The following is an 18,387-nucleotide window of genomic DNA, read 5'->3' as shown; positions in this document are numbered from 1 at the left end:
GGACCCCCAGAGGAGCGCTCTTGCCAGACGAGGTCCAGCCACTCTCCGCCGCACAGCCCGACCCGAAGGCCGACCCGGCCGCGGCGGCCGCAGCCACGCCCCCGCCGGCCCCGCCGGTCAAGCCCGTCCCGGCCAGGCCGGCCGGGTCCTCCAACCGGGTGCGCGCCAGGCTGGCGCGCCTCGGCGTGCAGCGTTCCAACCCGTACAACCCCGTACTGGAACCGCTCCTCCGTATAGTCCGCAGCAACGACCCGAAGATCGAGACGGCGACGCTGCGCCAGATCGAGCAGGCCTACCAGGTCGCCGAACGCTGGCACCGCGGCCAGAAGCGCAAGAGCGGCGACCCGTACATCACCCACCCGCTCGCGGTGACCACCATCCTCGCCGAGCTGGGCATGGACCCGGCCACCCTGATGGCCGGCCTGTTGCACGACACCGTCGAGGACACCGAGTACGGCCTGGAGCAGCTGCGCCGCGACTTCGGCGACGCCGTCGCCCTCCTCGTCGACGGCGTCACCAAGCTCGACCGGGTCAAGTTCGGCGAGGCGGCCCAGGCCGAGACCGTCCGCAAGATGGTCGTCGCCATGGCCAAGGACCCGCGCGTCCTGGTCATCAAGCTCGCCGACCGCCTGCACAACATGCGCACCATGCGCTACCTCAAGCGGGAGAAGCAGGAGAAGAAGGCCCGCGAGACCCTGGAGATCTACGCGCCGCTGGCCCACCGCCTCGGCATGAACACGATCAAGTGGGAGCTCGAGGACCTCGCCTTCGCCATCCTCTACCCCAAGATGTACGACGAGATCGTGCGGCTCGTCGCCGAGCGGGCGCCCAAGCGCGACGAGTACCTCGCCGTCGTCACGGACGAGGTGATGGTCGACCTGCGCGCGGCCCGGATCAAGGCCACCGTCACCGGCAGACCCAAGCACTACTACAGCGTCTACCAGAAGATGATCGTCCGCGGCCGTGACTTCGCAGAGATCTACGACCTGGTGGGCATCCGCGTCCTCGTGGACACCGTCCGGGACTGCTACGCCGCCCTCGGCACGGTGCACGCGCGCTGGAACCCGGTCCCCGGCCGGTTCAAGGACTACATCGCGATGCCCAAGTTCAACATGTACCAGTCGCTGCACACGACGGTCATCGGGCCCAGCGGCAAGCCGGTCGAACTCCAGATCCGCACCTTCGACATGCACCGCCGCGCCGAGTACGGCATCGCCGCGCACTGGAAGTACAAGCAGCAGACCGTCGCCGGCGCCTCCAAGGTCCGTACCGACGTCCCGCAGGCCGCCAAGGGCAGCGCCGGCCAGGACACCGTCAACGACATGGCCTGGCTGCGCCAGCTGCTCGACTGGCAGAAGGAGACGGAGGACCCGGGCGAGTTCCTCGACTCGCTGCGCTTCGACCTCTCCCGCAACGAGGTCTTCGTCTTCACCCCCAAGGGCGACGTCATCGCGCTGCCCGCCGGCGCGACCTCCGTGGACTTCGCGTACGCGGTCCACACCGAGGTCGGACACCGCACCATAGGGGCGCGGGTCAACGGGCGGCTCGTCCCGCTCGAATCGACCCTGGACAACGGCGACCTGGTCGAGGTCTTCACCTCCAAGGCCGAGGGCGCGGGCCCGTCCCGCGACTGGCTCGGCTTCGTGAAGTCCCCCCGGGCCCGCAACAAGATCCGCGCCTGGTTCTCCAAGGAGCGCCGCGACGAGGCCATCGAGCACGGCAAGGACGCCATCGCCCGGGCCATGCGCAAGCAGAACCTGCCGATCCAGCGCATCCTGACGGGCGACTCCCTCGTCACCCTGGCGCACGAGATGCGCTACCCGGACATCTCCTCCCTGTACGCGGCGATCGGCGAGGGCCACGTGGCCGCGCAGGGCGTCGTGCAGAAGCTGGTGCAGGCCCTCGGCGGCGAGGACGCCGCCAACGAGGACATCGAGGAGAGCGTCCCGCCGTCGCGCGCCCGCACCAAGCGGCGTGGCAACGCCGACCCGGGTGTGGTCGTCAAGGGCGTCGAGGACGTGTGGGTGAAGCTGGCCCGCTGTTGCACCCCGGTGCCCGGCGACCCGATCATCGGCTTCGTCACGCGCGGCAGTGGCGTATCGGTTCACCGTGCCGACTGCGTCAACGTCGACTCCCTCTCCCAGCAGCCCGAGCGGATGCTGGAGGTGGAGTGGGCGCCGACCCAGTCCTCCGTCTTCCTGGTCGCCATCCAGGTCGAGGCGCTGGACCGGTCCCGGCTGCTGTCGGACGTCACCCGGGTCCTGTCGGACCAGCACGTGAACATCCTCTCGGCGGCCGTGCAGACCTCCCGCGACCGGGTGGCAACCTCCCGGTTCACCTTCGAGATGGGCGACCCCAAGCACCTGGGGCACGTCCTGAAGGCCGTACGGGGCGTCGAGGGCGTCTACGACGTGTACCGCGTCACCTCGGCCCGCAGGCCGTAGCGCCCCGCGCCGAACATGACGGTGGGCGCCGTCCCCGAGGGGGTGGCGCCCACCGTCACGTACGGGGAGGACCCGCTCAGGGGTTGGCCCACCAGACGAAGTTGAGGTTGCCCCCGAAGAGCGCGGACACCACCGTGGCGGATCCGACGACCCACAGCACCGTGTTCCGCCGGGCCCTGGCCAGGGCCAGGGCGAAGGGGAACAGCAGCGGGAACGCCGGCATGATGAAGCGCATCTTGGAGTAGTAGAAGCCCGCGCCGCCCAGCGCCACCAGCAGGGTCATCGCCGTGAAGATCCACAGGACCGCCGGGGGCCGGCGCCTGCGTGTGATCAGGACGAACAGCACCACGGCCGCGACCACCGTCAGCGACACCACCACGTGGTTGAGGGTGAGGTGGGTATCGGTGAAGGTCTTCTTCAGCGACCGGAGCGTGTCGAAACCGCCGTCGTACTTCGAACCCCAGCGCTGCTGGAGCTCGAAGTAGCCGTCCCAGCGGCCGAAATGCCAGCCGACGAAGCCCACGTACCCGAACCAGCCCAGCGGGGCGATCAGCGAGGCCACGACGATCCGCCCCACGGCCGGACGCTGCACACGCCGCCCGCGGAGCCACTGCACGAACTCCCAGACGCCCGCCAGCACCACGGCCGCGACGATCGCCGAACCCGACGGACGGGTGGCGCCGGCGAAGAAGGCCAGCACACCGGCCGTCAGCCAGGACTTCTTCAGCACCGCGTACATGGCCCACACCGACAGGGCGAGGAACACCGGCTCGGTGTACGCCATCGACTGGACCAGCGCCGCCGGCACGATCGCGAACAGGGCGCAGGTGAAGAGGGCGACCCGACGCCCGTAGATCTTGTCGGTGACGGCGAAGATCCCCCACGCGGCGATCACCGACGCGAGCAGGGCCACCCCGATCGCCGCCCAGTTCACGGGCAGCTGCGTGACGTTCACGGTCCACCGGACCAGCACCGGGTAGACGGGGAAGAACGCCATCTGGCAGCCCGGCCCCACCGCGCCGCAGGACGCGGGCATCTCCGTCGTCAGACCGTGCTCGGCCATGTGCAGGTAGAAGTCGGAGTCCCAGCGCCCGCCCAGGACCTCCAGCGGCCCCACGCCCTCGCGGCGGGCCCAGACCGCCATCACGGCGAGCCCGACGGCGCGCAGTCCGATGTGGATCAGCAGCGCCTTCCGGGCGCGCCTGAGGTTGGCCAGTACGCGCCGTCCGACCCCCCGGAGTCCCGATCCCCTCTTGTCGGCCACGGGCCGGGCAACGAGACGGGTCTCTGGGACTTCAGCGCGTATGTGGGTATGTGTCACTTTCGATCCTGGTCCTCGCCCGGCTGGAGGGCCGCCGATGCGGCACCGTACAACGGTACACATGCGCCGGCTGGGACAGACGCGCAGGCTGCGTCGACCACGTAACGAACGGGCCGCACGAAACAGGCCGCGTACGAGACCTCAGGCGCCGGAACGACGGACGGGCACCACCGGACCGAACCGGTGGTGCCCGTCAGCCGAACGATCGGGGACGCGGGAGTGCGCGGCGTCAGCCGCCGAACTCCTCCAGGCCCTTCAGAGCCTGGTCCAGCAGGGCCTGCCGGCCCTCCAGCTCCCGGGCCAGCTTGTCCGCCTTCGCGTTGTTGCCGGCCGCGCGCGCCGCGTCGATCTGCTCACGCAGCTTGTCGACGGCCGCCTGCAGCTGCCCGGTCAGACCGGCCGCACGGGCCCGCGCCTCCGGGTTCGTACGGCGCCACTCGCCCTCCTCGGCCTCCTGGATGGCCCGCTCCACGGCGTGCATCCGGCCCTCGACCTTGGGACGGGCGTCGCGCGGCACGTGGCCGATGCCCTCCCAGCGCTCGTTGATGGAGCGGAACGCGGCCCGGGCCGCCTTCAGGTCCGTCACCGGGACGAGCTTCTCCGCCTCGACGACCAGCTCCTCCTTCAGCTTCAGGTTCTCGACCTGCTCGGCGTCGCGCTCCGCGAAGACCTCGCCGCGCGCCGCGAAGAACACGTCCTGAGCACCGCGGAAACGGTTCCACAGGTCGTCCTCGGCCTCGCGCTGCGCCCGGCCCGCCGCCTTCCAGCTGTCCATCAGCTCGCGGTAGCGGGCGGCCGTCGGACCCCAGTCCGTCGACTTCGACAGCGACTCGGCCTCCGCGACCAGCTTCTCCTTGGCCTTGCGGGCGTCCTCGCGCTGCGCGTCCAGCGCGGCGAAGTGGGCCTTGCGGCGCTTGGAGAAGGCGGAGCGGGCGTGCGAGAAGCGGTGCCACAGCTCGTCGTCCGACTTGCGGTCGAGCCGGGGCAGCCCCTTCCAGATGTCCACCAGCGCGCGCAGCCGCTCACCGGCACTGCGCCACTGGTCGCTCTGCGCCAGCTGCTCCGCCTCGGTGACCAGGGCGTCCTTGGCCGTACGGGCCTCGTCCGCCTGCTTGGCCTTCTGGACCTTGCGCTCCTCGCGCCGCGAGTCCACCGTCGCCACCAGCTTGTCGAGCCGGACGCGCAGCGCCGCCAGGTCGCCCACGGCGTGGTGCTCGTCCACCTGGGTACGCAGGTGCTCGATGGCCGTCTGGGCGTCCTTGGCGGACAGATCGGTGGTCCGAACCCGCCGTTCGAGGAGGCCGATCTCGACCACCAAGCCCTCGTACTTGCGCTCGAAGTAGGCCAGGGCCTCCTCAGGGGTGCCCGCCTGCCACGAGCCGACGACCTGCTCGCCCTCGGAAGTACGCACGTACACGGTGCCGGTCTCGTCGACTCGGCCCCACGGGTCGCTGCTCACAGCGCCTCCTCCACCTGATGCCCGCCGGGGGTGGACCCCCGGGCATCGTCCACAGTTTCCTGGGGCGGGCAGCGCCCGCCCTGCACAACGCCAACATAGGCGACCGCCGGGCCGGCTGTCCGCATCCCGCACGACGGAATATCGACGTACGGGCGGCGGGCCCGCCGGGCCCGGGGCCGCGGTGCCCCGTCAGTTCTTGGTGACGGTGCCCTTCTCGATGGTCACCGGGGTCTTGGGGGCCCCGTCCTGGGCCCCGTCGGCGGTCCCGGCCTTGGCCACCTCCTCCAGCACCTTCACACCGGCCGCGTCGATCTTGCCGAAGGGGGTGTAGGACGGGGCGAGCGGGCTGTCCTTGTAGACGAGGAAGAACTGGCTGCCGCCGGTGCCGGGGCGGCCGGTATTGGCCATCGCGACCGTGCCGGCCGGGTAGACCACCTGCCCCTGCTCGTTCGGCTTGCCCAGGGAGTCCAGGTTCTCGTCCGGCACGTTGTAGCCGGGGCCGCCCGTGCCGGTGCCCTCCGGGTCGCCGCACTGGAGGACGAAGATCCCGCCGGTGACCAGGCGGTGGCACTTGGTCCTGTCGAAGAAGCCCTTGTCGGCGAGCGACTTGAACGAGTTGACCGTCTGCGGGGTCTTCGCCGCGTCCATCTCGAACTTCACGTCGCCCGCGCTGGTCTTCAGGTCGAAGGTGTACTTCGCCTTGTCGTCGATCGCCATGGCGGGGGAGGGGGACTTCTTCGGCGTCGGCGCCGACGGGGACGACGAGGGGTCGGCCGCCGAGTCCTTCGTGTCCTCGCTGTCGAACACACCGCCCACGACGAGGCCGACCAGGGTGGCGATCACCACGGCCGAGGCCGCGCCGATGACCGCCAGACGCTGCCGTGACTTGCGCCGGGCCTCCGCGCGGCGCTTCTGCTGGCGCTCGTACTTCTCCCTGGCGAGCTGTCGCCGACGCTGATCGCTCGTGACCACCGGGTCGTCTCCTTGTGCGTCTCTGGTACCGCTGTCCGGGCTGGGTTAGGCCGTACCGTATATGGGTTCGCTGTGTAATGAGGGGCGCCGGTAGGCTCTGAGCAGCAGATTCCGATCCGCTGCCTCCCGCCGGACGACGATTGAGGACGAACGTGCTGATTGCCGGATTCCCCGCCGGGGCCTGGGGCACCAACTGCTACCTGGTCGCCCCCGCCGCCGGTGAGGAGTGCGTCATCATCGACCCGGGCCACCAGGCCGCCCAGGGCGTCGAGGAGACGCTGAAGAAGCACCGCCTCAAGCCCGTCGCCGTCGTCCTCACCCATGGCCACATCGATCATGTGGCCTCGGTGGTCCCGGTGTGCGGAGCACACGACGTACCGGCCTGGATCCACCCCGAGGACCGCTACATGATGAGCGACCCGGAGAAGGCGCTCGGCCGCTCCATCGGCATGCCGCTCATGGGGGAGCTGACCGTGGGCGAGCCGGACGACGTCCGCGAGCTCACCGACGGCGCCGCCCTGAAGCTGGCGGGGATGGAGTTCTCGGTGGCGCACGCGCCCGGGCATACCAAGGGGTCGGTGACCTTCCGGATGCCCGAGCAGGCGGACGTCCCGCCCGTCTTCTTCTCGGGCGACCTGCTGTTCGCCGGCTCCATCGGACGCACCGACCTGCCCGGCGGCTCCCACGCCGAGATACTCCAGTCGCTGGCCCGCGTGTGCCTGCCGCTGGAGGACTCGACGGTGGTGCTGTCCGGCCACGGTCCCCAGACCACCATCGGCCGTGAGCGCGCGACCAACCCGTACCTGCGGGAAGTCGCCGCCGGCCTGGGGGACGGCACCGCCGCCCCACGACGAGGAATGTGACGAGAGTTTCGTGGCTACTTTTCAGGCCCCCAAGGGCACGTACGACCTGATCCCGCCGGTTTCCGTGAACTACCTGGCGGTGCGCGAGGCCATCTCCGCGCCCCTGCGCAACTCCGGCTACGGCTACATCGAGACCCCCGGCTTCGAGGACGTCGGCCTCTTCGCCCGCGGCGTCGGCGAATCCACCGACATCGTCTCCAAGGAGATGTACGCCTTCGAGACCAAGGGCGGCGACCAGCTCGCGCTGCGCCCCGAGGGCACCGCCTCCGTCCTGCGCGCCGCGCTGGAGGCCAGCCTGCACAAGAAGGGCAACCTGCCGGTCAAGCTCTGGTACTCGGGCTCGTACTACCGCTACGAGAAGCCGCAGAAGGGCCGCTACCGCCACTTCTCGCAGGTCGGCGCCGAGGCCATCGGCGCCGAGGACCCGGCGCTGGACGCCGAGCTGATCATCCTCGCGGACCAGGCGTACCGCTCGCTGGGCCTGCGCAACTTCCGCATCCTGCTGAACTCGCTCGGCGACAAGGAGTGCCGCCCGGTCTACCGGGAGGCGCTCCAGGGCTTCCTGCGCGGCCTCGACCTCGACGAGGAGACCGTGCGCCGGGCCGAGATCAACCCGCTGCGCGTCCTCGACGACAAGCGGCCCGAGGTGCAGAAGCAGCTGGTGGGCGCCCCCGTGCTGCGCGACTACCTGTGCGACGCGTGCAAGGCGTACCACGAGGAGGTCCGGGCCCTGGTCACGGCCGCCGGGGTCGCCTTCGAGGACGACGAGAAGCTGGTGCGCGGCCTCGACTACTACACCCGCACCACCTTCGAGTTCGTCCACGACGGCCTGGGCTCGCAGTCCGCGGTGGGCGGCGGCGGCCGCTACGACGGCCTGTCCGAGATGATCGGCGGACCGGCGCTGCCGTCGGTCGGCTGGGCGCTCGGCGTGGACCGCACCGTCCTCGCCCTGGAGGCGGAGGGCGTGGAGCTGGACATCCCGGCCTCCACGGCGGTGTTCGCGGTCGCGCTGGGCGAGGCCAAGCCCGCCGTCTTCGGTCTGGTGACCGAACTGCGCAGGGCCGGGGTCGCGGCCGACATGTCCTACGGTGGAAAGGGCCTCAAGGGCGCCATGAAGGACGCCAACCGCAGCGGTGCGCGCTTCGCCATCGTCGTGGGTGACCGCGACCTCGCCGAGGGCGTGGTCCAGCTCAAGGACATGGAGTCCGGCGAGCAGGCCGCCGTGGCCGTCGCCGACGTGGTCGCCGAGGTGCGGGCCCGTCTGGCCTGACGTCCGTACCGTCCGCCGGGGGCGGGGCGGGGGAGTCCTCCCCGCCCCGCCCCCGGCGCCCGATCCCACAAGCGCTCCGGGCCGTCCTTATCTCCGGCGAACGGATGGCGGACAGCCCCGTACGGCACAATGGCCCCTGCTTGATGACCTTGCGGAAGCGGAGCGGGCGGGATCGGGATGACGACAACAGGCGCAGGCGCGGACACCGCTCCGCGGACCTTCGGCGGGAGCCGGGCGCTGGCCCTGCTGCTGGTCATCACCGGAGCGGCGGGCCTGCTGGCCGCCTGGGTGATCACCATCGACAAGTTCAAGCTGCTGGAGGACCCGGACTTCGTCCCGGGCTGCTCCCTGAACCCGGTCGTCTCCTGCGGCAACATCATGAAGAGCGAGCAGGCGGCCGTCTTCGGCTTCCCCAACCCGATGCTCGGCCTGGTCGCCTACGGCATCGTGATCTGCGTCGGCATGAGCCTGCTGGCCGGGGCCCGGTTCGGCCGCTGGTACTGGCTGACCCTGAACGCCGGCACCCTCTTCGGCGTCGGATTCTGCGCCTGGCTGATGTACCAGTCCCTGTACAACATCAACTCGCTCTGCCTGTGGTGCTGCCTGGCCTGGGTCGCCACCATCCTGATGTTCTGGTACGTCACCTCGCACAACGTGCGCCAGGGCCTGCTGCCCGCCCCCGGCTGGCTGCGCGGCTTCCTGGACGAGTTCACCTGGGTGCTGCCCGTACTGCACATCGGGATCATCGGCATGCTGATCCTGACCCGCTGGTGGGACTTCTGGACCTCCTGAGGCCCGTCGGGCTGTCAGTGGCCTCGCATAGGCTTCCGGTGTGGAACCAGATCTCTTCACCGCCGCAGCCGAGGACCGCCAGGAGAAGGACCCCGCGAGCTCCCCGCTCGCCGTCCGCATGCGCCCGCGCAACCTGGACGAGGTCGTCGGCCAGCAACACCTGCTGAAGCCGGGCTCCCCGCTGCGCCGGCTGGTGGGGGAGGGCGCCGGGGGACCGGCCGGAGCCTCGTCGGTGATCCTCTGGGGCCCGCCCGGCATCGGCAAGACCACCCTCGCGTACGTGGTCAGCCAGGCCACCCGGAAGCGGTTCGTCGAGCTGTCCGCGATCACCGCCGGTGTCAAGGAGGTCCGGGCCGTCATCGAGGGCGCCAAGCGCGCCGCCGGCGGCTACGGCAAGGAGACCGTCCTCTTCCTGGACGAGATCCACCGCTTCAGCAAGGCGCAGCAGGACTCGCTGCTGCCCGCCGTGGAGAACCGCTGGGTCACCCTGATCGCGGCGACCACGGAGAACCCGTACTTCTCGATCATCTCCCCGCTGCTGTCGCGCTCGCTGCTCCTGACCCTGGAGCCGCTGACCGACGAGGACCTGAGCGCGCTGCTGCGGCGCGCGCTGACGGAGGAGCGCGGCCTGGGCGGGGCGGTGGCCCTGCCCGCCGACGCCGAGGCACACCTGCTGCGCATCGCCGGCGGCGACGCCCGCCGGGCGCTGACCGCCCTGGAGGCGGGGGCCGGCTCGGCCATCGCCAAGGGCGAGGAGGAGATCACCCTCCAGACCCTGGAGGAGGCCGTCGACCGGGCGGCCGTCCGCTACGACAAGGACGGCGACCAGCACTACGACGTGGCCAGCGCCCTGATCAAGTCGATCCGGGGCTCGGACGTGGACGCCGCGCTGCACTACCTGGCCCGGATGATCGAGGCCGGCGAGGACCCCCGGTTCATCGCGCGGCGCCTGATGATCTCCGCGAGCGAGGACATCGGCCTGGCGGACCCGACGGCCCTGCCGCTGGCGGTGGCGGCCGCCCAGGCGGTGGCGATGATCGGCTTCCCGGAGGCCGCGCTGACCCTCTCGCACGCGACCATCGCGCTGGCGCTGGCCCCGAAGTCGAACACCGCCACGACCGCGATCGGCGCGGCGCTGGCCGACGTACGGGCCGGGCTGGCCGGCGCCGTGCCGGCGCACCTGCGGGACGGGCACTACAAGGGCGCGGCGAAGCTGGGGCACGCGGTGGGGTACGTCTACCCGCACGACGTGCCGGGCGCCATCGCCGCGCAGCAGTACGCGCCGGACGAGATCCACGGGAAGCGGTACTACGAGCCGACGCGGTACGGGGCGGAGGCGCGCTACGCGGACGTGGTGGACAAGGTCCGCGAGCGGCTGCGGGGGTCCGGCTGACGGCTGTGACGAGTCACAGGACCGTCGTCGGCTCCTGCCGCCTGAGATGAACGGCCGACCTCAGCGCGCGGCGGCGGCGAACAGGGCGCGCATGGCACGGCGCAGGCCGCGGACGTCCGCCACCGGCTCCGGGAAGTCGAACCGTGCGTCGAAGGAGCGGGCGGCCCGGCCGGGGCCGGCGGTGAAGCGCACGCGCAGCCCGAGGCGGTCCAGGGCGAGGGGGACGGCGGTCATCCCGGCCGTCTCCCGGGCGCCGAGCAGCCCGCACAGGTCGGCGACCCGCTCGGCGTGGGCGGAGGCGAGGTGCTGGAGCAGCTCCGTCTCGTGGGCGGTCAGCGGGTCGGGCTCGGCGGCCGCCAGGCCGTCGGGGTCCACCGGCCCGGCGCCCCACAGGTCCTCCAGCGCGATCTCGCCGACCTCCAGGCGCAGCATCATCCAGGCGGGCCGGCCGGTGTACGGCGGGTCCTGCGATTCGGTCAGGCCCAGCAGCTCGCCCACCGGGTGCCGCTCCGCGAGCAGGGCCGCGCAGGGCGCGCGGTCGTCCCCGCGCACCGGGGTCAGCCACCCGGAGAGGCGGGCGCGGCCTCGGATACGATGGGGCACGGACACCGGCGCCACATCCGTGATCTCGATCACGGCGGGGAGGTCGTCGTCCTGGGCGTGAGCGGCAGCCCTGGCAGCCGCGGATCCCCCTGATACCAGGAGGATCACGTCCCCGTCCGGGGTGACGGTCCGCGCGGCCGGCACCCCTGTCCACCACTCGGCCTGGTCGAAAGCACCCGGCAGCGTGAGGGATACTGAGGCGTTGGACTCTACGAGGGTTCGTACGCGTTCGGCTCCGGTGAGCTGCCGAACGCCTTCCCTGGGACGCGGCTGACCTTGCTTATCGTCGTCGAAAGCGGATTTCGTTTCGTTGGAATCCGAACTGCGGCGCGCACTGGGCAGGGGGATCCCATGTGGTCGAGACATTACGTCCTCCTCGCTAAGGTAAGCCTCACCTAACTTACATGGAGGTAGGTTCCCCGTGAACCAGAAGCGACCCAAGGTCAAGAAGTCTCGTGCCCTCGGCATCGCCCTGACGCCGAAGGCCGTCAAGTACTTCGAGGCCCGCCCCTACCCGCCGGGCGAGCACGGCCGTGGCCGCAAGCAGAACTCGGACTACAAGGTCCGTCTGCTCGAGAAGCAGCGTCTGCGCGCCCAGTACGACATCTCCGAGCGCCAGATGGCCCGCGCGTACGACCGCGCGAAGAAGGCCGAGGGCAAGACGGGCGAGGCGCTGGTCGTCGAGCTCGAGCGTCGTCTGGACGCCCTGGTCCTGCGTGCCGGCGTCGCCCGCACCATCTACCAGGCCCGCCAGATGGTCGTCCACGGCCACATCGAGGTCAACGGTGGCAAGGTCGACAAGCCGTCGTTCCGCGTGCGTCCCGACGACGTCATCACGGTCCGCGAGCGCAGCCGCGAGAAGCACCCCTTCCAGGTTGCCCGCGAGGGTGGCTACGCCGGTGAGGGCGAGACCCCGCGCTACCTGCAGGTCAACCTGAAGGCCCTGGCCTTCCGCCTCGACCGCGACCCGAACCGCAAGGAAATCCCGGTCATCTGCGACGAGCAGCTCGTCGTCGAGTACTACGCCCGCTGATCCAGCGGCCGTAGCCCTCGCAGGCTGGTATCGGCCCGCCGTCCCCTCCGGGGGCGGCGGGCCTTTCCGTTGCCCGGCGCCGGCCGGGACTTCCCCGCCCCGCACACCCCGGTCACCGTGGCCAGCCGGGAGGAGTCCAGGGCCCGCGCCACCCCGGCGGGTTCGGCACCCCGCCCGACGAAGGAACTCGGCTCCGAGGGAAGATTGCCCGAGGGCGCACGCCGGGTGGGTCGCTGTCGCACGGGGCACGGAGAGTACTGTTCCGGACGCGCCGGGTACGAGGCGGGTCCGCGGGGGCGAGCGCCGGACCCGGAATTCCGGTACTGCGGCGGATCTCCGGCGCGATAGGGTCGGAGAGAGACTTTTCTCCGCAGTAGATCCGTAGTGAAACCGTAGGCAAGCAGATCAGGGAGCGGTGCAACGTGTCCGGTGGAGAGGTGGCCGGCATCCTCGTGGCCGTCTTCTGGGCCATTCTGGTGTCCTTCCTCGCCGTGGTGCTGGTACGGCTCGCGCAGGTGCTCCGCGCGACCACCAAGCTCGTGGCCGACGTCACCGAGCAGGCCGTCCCGCTGCTGGCGGACGCCTCGACGACCGTCCGCTCCGCGCGCACCCAGCTCGACCGGGTCGACGCCATCGCGAGCGACGTCCAGGAGGTCACCTCCAACGCCTCCGCGCTGTCCTCCACCGTGGCCACCACCTTCGGCGGACCCCTGGTCAAGGTCGCGGCCTTCGGCTACGGCGTGCGCAAGGCGCTGGGCCGCACCGAGGACGCCCCGCAGAAGACCACCCGGCGAACCGTGATCGTCGGCCGTACGGTGCCGCCGGCCCGGCGCCGGAAGCAGAAGGGCTGAGACCGCCGATGTTCCGCCGAGCCTTCTGGTTCACCGCAGGCGCCGCCGCCGGCGTGTGGGCCACCACCAAGGTCAACCGCCAGCTGAAGAAGCTGACCCCGGAGAGCCTCGCCGCCCAGGCGGCCGACAAGGCCGTGGAGGCCGGGCACCGACTCAAGGAATTCGCCCTCGACGTCAAGGCGGGAATGACGCAGCGCGAGGACGAGCTGAACGACGCACTCGGGTTGTGCCGGTCCGAAGAGGACACAGCCCGGCCCGACAACGTCACCGCCCTCCCCGGGCCGCGGCGGCTGCGGGCCATCGAGCACCGCCAGAACGACCAGAACACCCACCGTTCGAATTTTTCGTACAACCGGAATGAGGACCACTGATGGAGTCGGCTGAAATCCGCCGCCGCTGGCTGAGCTTCTTCGAGGAGCGCGGTCACACCGTTGTCCCTTCGGCGTCGCTCATCGCGGACGACCCGACTCTGCTGCTGGTCAACGCGGGCATGGTCCCGTTCAAGCCGTACTTCCTCGGCGAGACCAAGCCCCCGGCCCCCCGCGCCACCAGCGTGCAGAAGTGCGTCCGCACCCCGGACATCGAAGAGGTCGGCAAGACCACCCGCCACGGCACGTTCTTCCAGATGTGCGGCAACTTCTCCTTCGGGGACTACTTCAAGGAAGGCGCCATCAAGTACGCCTGGGAGCTGCTCACCAGCTCCGTGGCGGACGGCGGCTACGGCCTTGAGCCCGAGAAGCTCTGGATCACCGTCTACCTCGACGACGACGAGGCCGAGACGATCTGGCGCGACGTGATCGGCGTCCCCGCCGAGCGCATCCAGCGCCTGGGCAAGAAGGACAACTTCTGGTCCATGGGCGTCCCCGGCCCCTGCGGTCCCTGCTCCGAGATCAACTACGACCGCGGCCCCGAGTTCGGCGTCGAGGGCGGCCCGGCCGTCAACGACGAGCGCTACGTGGAGATCTGGAACCTGGTCTTCATGCAGTACGAGCGCGGCGCCGGCGACGGGAAGGAAGACTTCCCGATCCTCGGCGACCTGCCGTCGAAGAACATCGACACCGGCCTCGGCCTCGAACGCCTCGCGATGATCCTGCAGGGCGTGCAGAACATGTACGAGACCGACACCCTGCGCGTGGTCATGGACAAGGCCACCGAGCTGACCGGCGTGCAGTACGGCGCCGCCCAGGGCACCGACGTCTCGATGCGCGTGGTCGCCGACCACATGCGCACCTCCGTCATGCTCATCGGCGACGGCGTCACCCCCGGCAACGAGGGCCGCGGCTACGTGCTGCGCCGCATCATGCGCCGCGCCATCCGCAACATGCGCCTCATGGGCGCCACCGGCCCGGTCGTGCAGGACCTGATCGACGTCGTGATCGACACGATGGGGCAGCAGTACCCCGAGCTGGTCACCGACCGCAAGCGCATCGAGACCGTCGCCCTCGCCGAAGAGGCCGCCTTCCTGAAGGCCGTCAAGGGCGGCACCAACATCCTCGACACCGCCGTGACCGAGACCAAGGCCGCCGGCGGCACGGTCCTCTCCGGCGACAAGGCGTTCCTGCTCCACGACACCTGGGGCTTCCCGATCGACCTCACCCTGGAGATGGCCGCCGAGCAGGGCCTCTCCGTGGACGAGTCCGGCTTCCGCCGCCTGATGCAGGAGCAGCGCGACCGCGCCAAGGCCGACGCCAAGGCCAAGAAGACCGGCCACGCCGACATGTCGGCCTACCGGGAGATCGCCGACGGCTCCGGCGCCACCGAGTTCACCGGCTACTCCACCACCCAGGGCGAGTCCACCATCGTCGGCCTCCTGGTCAACGGCGTCTCCGCGCCCGCCGCCTCCGAGGGCGACGAGGTCGAGGTCGTCCTCGACCGCACCCCCTTCTACGCCGAGGGCGGCGGCCAGCTCGCCGACCAGGGCCGCATCAAGCTCGACACCGGTGCCGTCATCGAGGTCCGCGACGTCCAGCAGCCCGTCCCCGGTGTCTCCGTGCACAAGGGCTCCGTGCAGGTCGGCGAGGTCACGGTGGGCGCCTCCGCGTACGCCGCCATCGACATCAAGCGCCGCCGGGCCATCGCCCGCGCCCACTCGGCCACGCACCTGACGCACCAGGCGCTGCGCGACGCCCTCGGCCCGACGGCCGCCCAGGCCGGCTCCGAGAACAGCCCCGGCCGCTTCCGCTTCGACTTCGGCTCGCCGAACGCCGTCCCCGGCACGGTCCTCACCGACGTCGAGCAGAAGATCAACGACGTGCTGTCCCGCGAGCTCGACGTCACCGCCGAGATCATGAGCATCGACGAGGCGAAGAAGCAGGGCGCCATCGCCGAGTTCGGCGAGAAGTACGGCGAGCGGGTCCGCGTCGTCACCATCGGCGACTTCTCCAAGGAGCTGTGCGGCGGCACGCACGTCGGCAACACCTCCCAGCTGGGTCTGGTGAAGCTGCTCGGCGAGTCCTCCATCGGCTCCGGCGTGCGCCGCGTCGAGGCCCTGGTCGGCGTCGACGCGTACAACTTCCTCGCCAAGGAGCACACGGTCGTCGCCCAGCTCCAGGAGCTCGTCAAGGGCCGTCCGGAGGAGCTGCCGGAGAAGATCGCCACCATGCTCGGCAAGCTGAAGGACGCCGAGAAGGAGATCGAGAAGTTCCGCGCGGAGAAGGTCCTCCAGGCCGCCGCCGGTCTCGCCTCGAACGCCCAGGACATCCGCGGCGTGGCCCTCGTCGTCGGCCAGGTGCCGGACGGCACGGGCGCCGACGACCTGCGCAAGCTGGTCCTCGACGTCCGCGGCCGCATCCAGGGCGACCGCCCGGCCGTCGTCGCCCTCTTCACCGTGGCGAACGACCGCCCGCTGACCGTCATCGCCACCAACGAGGCGGCCCGCGAGCGCGGCCTCAAGGCCGGTGACCTGGTCCGCACCGCCGCCAAGACCCTCGGCGGCGGCGGTGGCGGCAAGCCGGACGTGGCCCAGGGTGGCGGCCAGAACCCGGGCGCCGTGCCCGAGGCCATCGCCGCCGTCGAGCGCCTCGTGGCAGAGACGGCCTGACGATGACCCTGCGCCGCGGCCGCCGACTGGCCATCGATGTCGGAGACGCCCGGATCGGGGTCGCGTCCTGCGACCCCGACGGGGTGCTCGCCACGCCGGTGGAGACCGTCCCGGGCCGGGACATCCCCTTCGCTCACCGGCGGCTGCGGCAGCTCGTCGAGGAGTACGAGCCCCTCGAAGTCGTGGTCGGCCTCCCCCGCTCGCTCAGCGGGCGGGAGGGGCCGGCCGCGGCCAAGGTGCGCGCATTCGCGAACGAACTGGCCAAGGGCATCAAGCCGGTGACGGTCCGTCTGGTGGACGAGCGGATGACCACGGTCACCGCCGCCCAGGGCCTGCGGGCCTCCGGGAGGAACGCGAAGAAGGGCCGGTCGGTTATCGACCAGGCAGCCGCTGTGGTTATCCTCCAGAACGCTCTTGAGACCGAACGGGTATCAGGTAATCCGCCCGGTGAGTGCGTCGAAGTGGTTGTCTGATCGCGATACGGTAACGTTCCGCGCGATGAGACGGCATTCGAACAGCCGTCGCTCACCACCAAAGAGGCGGAACCGGGTGTCGTGGCCGAAAGAAGCCGTGGCCTTCGTCTCGCGGCTCTAGGGGACCGATGACTGACTATGGCCGGGGCCACGGCTCCGAACCGTGGAACCCCCAGGACCCCCTCTACGGGGACCAGGGGTGGACCGCGCACCAGACGCAGCAGGCGCAGGTGCCCTACGGCGGGGACCCTCAGCAGCAGTACCCGCAGGAGCCGCAGTACCAGCAGCAGTACGCGGGCCAGTACCAGCAGCAGTACGACGAGCAGGCGTACGCGCAGCAGCTCCAGTACCAGCAGATGGCCCAGCAGCAGATGGCCCAGCAGATGGCGGCCCAGCAGATGGCCCCTCAGCCCATGGCCCCCCAGCCGGTGTACGACGGCGGCAACGGCCAGGGCTGGGACACCGGCCAGGGCCAGTACGCTGCCGCGGCCGTACAGGTCGACGCGTACGCGGGCGCCGACCCGTACGCGCAGCAGACCGTCGGGGCCTACCCCGGCGAGGCCCCCGACCTGTACACCACCCCCGAGGCCTACCCGCCGCCGCAGCCGCCCGGTCTGCGCCACCTGGAACCGGAACCGGTCGAGGAGCCGCTCGACGAGGAGGAGCCCGACGAGGGGCTCCTGCCCGCCGGCGGCCGGAGCGCCGACGACGGTGACGAGCCGCTCTCAGCCGGGCGCCGCACGGGCGGTCGCGCCAAGGGCGGCAAGGGCGGCAAACAGAAGAAGCGCAGCGGCACCGCATGCCTGATCGCCGCCGTGGTGATCATCGGTGTCGTCGGCGGTGGCGGCTACTACGGCTACAACTACCTCCACGACCGCTTCGCCCCGGCCGAGGACTTCGCCGGCGAGGGCAGCGGCGAGACCGTCGAGGTCGAGATCCCCAAGAACGCGGGCCTGGGCCAGATGGGCCGCATCCTCAAGGAAGCCGGCGTGGTCGCCAGCGCCCAGGCCTTCGTCGACGCGGCCAAGGCGAACCCCAAGGGCCAGTCGATCCAGCCCGGCGTCTACCCCCTGAAGAAGAAGATGTCCGCCGCGGCCGCCGTCGCGGTGATGATCGACCCCACCAAGCTGAACGTGCTCACCGTCACCGAGGGCATGCGCAACTCCAAGGTGTACGAGGCGATCGACAAGAAGCTCGGCAAGCCGGACGGCACCACCAAGGACGTCGCCCTGCGCGAGGCCAAGAACCTCGGCCTGCCCGCCTGGGCCGCCGCCAACCCGAAGGCCATCGACCCGCTCGAAGGCTTCCTGTTCCCGATGCGCTACGACCTCAGCAAGGACAGCACCCCCGAGTCCCTGCTCCGCCAGATGGTCAAGCAGGCGTCGGACAAGTACCTGGAGATGGGCGTCGAGGGCAAGGCCAAGGAGCTGGGCCTGGAGAACCCCCTCCAGGTGATCACCGTGGCCAGCCTCGTCAACGCCGAGGGCCGCAACCACGACGACTTCCGCAAGATGTCCGAGGTGGTCTACAACCGCCTCAAGAAGACCAACGACGTCACGAACCAGAAGATCGAGTTCGACTCGACGTACAACTACGTCAAGAACCAGAGCGAGATCAACTTCAACCTCAAGGAAGCCCAGAAGTTCGACAACCCCTACAACACGCACTTCGTCAAGGGACTGCCCCCCGGCCCGATCGGCAACCCCGGTGCGGACGCCGTGAACGCTACGCTCAACCCCGACCACGGCGGCTGGATGTTCTTCGTGTCGGTCGACGGCAACAAGACGACCTTCACCAAGACCTACGACGAGCACCTGAAGCTCGTCGCGGAGTTCCAGGAGCGCCAGAAGCAGAAGAACGGCGGGTAGCAGGA

General features: G+C 70.5%; 15 protein-coding genes. 11 read left to right on the top strand and 4 right to left on the bottom strand.

The genetic code is table 11. The features are described from left to right. Nucleotides 1-20: 20 nt before the first annotated feature. The gene (locus ACZ518_RS23815; protein WP_469115015.1) at nt 21-2,444 is read left to right on the top strand and encodes a RelA/SpoT family protein; all 2,424 of its coding nucleotides are present in this window, start codon (nt 21-23) and stop codon (nt 2,442-2,444) included. Nucleotides 2,445-2,520: 76 nt separating this feature from the next. On the opposite strand, the gene ACZ518_RS23810 is transcribed toward ACZ518_RS23815, so the two are convergent. From ACZ518_RS23810 to ACZ518_RS23800, 3 genes are all read right to left on the bottom strand, one after another. Then, complete coding sequence (locus tag ACZ518_RS23810) at nt 2,521-3,708, bottom strand: glycosyltransferase family 39 protein (RefSeq protein WP_469115014.1); 1,188 nt, start codon at nt 3,706-3,708, stop codon at nt 2,521-2,523. A 286-nt stretch (nt 3,709-3,994) separates the two neighbouring features. Next, complete coding sequence (locus tag ACZ518_RS23805) at nt 3,995-5,224, bottom strand: DUF349 domain-containing protein (RefSeq protein WP_469115013.1); 1,230 nt, start codon at nt 5,222-5,224, stop codon at nt 3,995-3,997. Nucleotides 5,225-5,413: 189 nt separating this feature from the next. After that, the gene (locus tag ACZ518_RS23800) at nt 5,414-6,196 is read right to left on the bottom strand and encodes a peptidylprolyl isomerase (RefSeq protein WP_469115012.1); all 783 of its coding nucleotides are present in this window, start codon (nt 6,194-6,196) and stop codon (nt 5,414-5,416) included. A 152-nt stretch (nt 6,197-6,348) separates the two neighbouring features. Between ACZ518_RS23800 and ACZ518_RS23795 the strand changes: the two genes are divergently transcribed. From ACZ518_RS23795 to ACZ518_RS23780, 4 genes are all read left to right on the top strand, one after another. Then, on the top strand, nt 6,349-7,059 hold the full coding sequence (locus ACZ518_RS23795; protein ID WP_469115011.1) for an MBL fold metallo-hydrolase: 711 nt from the start codon (nt 6,349-6,351) through the stop codon (nt 7,057-7,059). Between the two features lie 10 nt (nt 7,060-7,069). Continuing rightward, nucleotides 7,070-8,329, top strand: coding sequence for a histidine--tRNA ligase (gene hisS / locus ACZ518_RS23790; RefSeq protein WP_469115010.1), 1,260 nt, complete (start codon nt 7,070-7,072; stop codon nt 8,327-8,329). A gap of 177 nt (nt 8,330-8,506) precedes the next feature. After that, complete coding sequence (locus ACZ518_RS23785) at nt 8,507-9,121, top strand: vitamin K epoxide reductase family protein (protein WP_469115009.1); 615 nt, start codon at nt 8,507-8,509, stop codon at nt 9,119-9,121. A gap of 40 nt (nt 9,122-9,161) precedes the next feature. Beyond that, nucleotides 9,162-10,514, top strand: coding sequence for a replication-associated recombination protein A (locus tag ACZ518_RS23780; RefSeq protein WP_469115008.1), 1,353 nt, complete (start codon nt 9,162-9,164; stop codon nt 10,512-10,514). Between the two features lie 60 nt (nt 10,515-10,574). On the opposite strand, the gene ACZ518_RS23775 is transcribed toward ACZ518_RS23780, so the two are convergent. Continuing rightward, nucleotides 10,575-11,483, bottom strand: coding sequence for a DUF2470 domain-containing protein (locus ACZ518_RS23775; protein ID WP_469115007.1), 909 nt, complete (start codon nt 11,481-11,483; stop codon nt 10,575-10,577). Between the two features lie 55 nt (nt 11,484-11,538). On the opposite strand from ACZ518_RS23775, the gene rpsD reads away from it, so the two are divergent. From rpsD to mltG, 6 genes are all read left to right on the top strand, one after another. After that, the gene (gene rpsD, locus ACZ518_RS23770) at nt 11,539-12,150 is read left to right on the top strand and encodes a 30S ribosomal protein S4 (RefSeq protein ID WP_365156943.1); all 612 of its coding nucleotides are present in this window, start codon (nt 11,539-11,541) and stop codon (nt 12,148-12,150) included. A 422-nt stretch (nt 12,151-12,572) separates the two neighbouring features. Next, the gene (locus tag ACZ518_RS23765; RefSeq protein WP_469115006.1) at nt 12,573-13,001 is read left to right on the top strand and encodes a DUF948 domain-containing protein; all 429 of its coding nucleotides are present in this window, start codon (nt 12,573-12,575) and stop codon (nt 12,999-13,001) included. 8 nt (nt 13,002-13,009) lie between these two features. Then, nucleotides 13,010-13,372: a DUF6167 family protein gene (locus ACZ518_RS23760; RefSeq protein WP_469115005.1), complete on the top strand. Its 363-nt coding sequence runs from the start codon at nt 13,010-13,012 to the stop codon at nt 13,370-13,372. Then, the gene (gene alaS / locus ACZ518_RS23755) at nt 13,372-16,041 is read left to right on the top strand and encodes an alanine--tRNA ligase (protein ID WP_469115004.1); all 2,670 of its coding nucleotides are present in this window, start codon (nt 13,372-13,374) and stop codon (nt 16,039-16,041) included. The genes ACZ518_RS23760 and alaS overlap by 1 nt, the downstream gene beginning before the upstream one ends. A 2-nt stretch (nt 16,042-16,043) precedes the next feature. Next, complete coding sequence (gene ruvX / locus ACZ518_RS23750; protein WP_030028999.1) at nt 16,044-16,514, top strand: Holliday junction resolvase RuvX; 471 nt, start codon at nt 16,044-16,046, stop codon at nt 16,512-16,514. A gap of 128 nt (nt 16,515-16,642) precedes the next feature. Next, a complete protein-coding gene (gene mltG / locus ACZ518_RS23745) occupies nt 16,643-18,382 on the top strand; it encodes an endolytic transglycosylase MltG (protein ID WP_469115003.1) in 1,740 nt (579 codons plus the stop codon). Nucleotides 18,383-18,387 lie beyond the last annotated feature (5 nt).

Source organism: Streptomyces sp. NPDC033966 (genome assembly GCF_055575955.1).
This window is presented reverse-complemented; position numbering and strand designations above follow the sequence as displayed.

Excerpts from the sequence above, each read along its gene's own strand:
- ACZ518_RS23785 (WP_469115009.1), top strand. The coding sequence starts at position 8,507 with ATGACGACAACAGGCGCAGGCGCGGACACCGCTCCGCGGACCTTCGGC.
- ACZ518_RS23775 (WP_469115007.1), bottom strand. The coding sequence starts at position 11,483 with ATGTCTCGACCACATGGGATCCCCCTGCCCAGTGCGCGCCGCAGTTCG.
- ACZ518_RS23760 (WP_469115005.1), top strand. The coding sequence starts at position 13,010 with ATGTTCCGCCGAGCCTTCTGGTTCACCGCAGGCGCCGCCGCCGGCGTG.
- alaS (WP_469115004.1), top strand. The coding sequence starts at position 13,372 with ATGGAGTCGGCTGAAATCCGCCGCCGCTGGCTGAGCTTCTTCGAGGAG.
- ruvX (WP_030028999.1), top strand. The coding sequence starts at position 16,044 with ATGACCCTGCGCCGCGGCCGCCGACTGGCCATCGATGTCGGAGACGCC.
- mltG (WP_469115003.1), top strand. The coding sequence starts at position 16,643 with ATGACTGACTATGGCCGGGGCCACGGCTCCGAACCGTGGAACCCCCAG.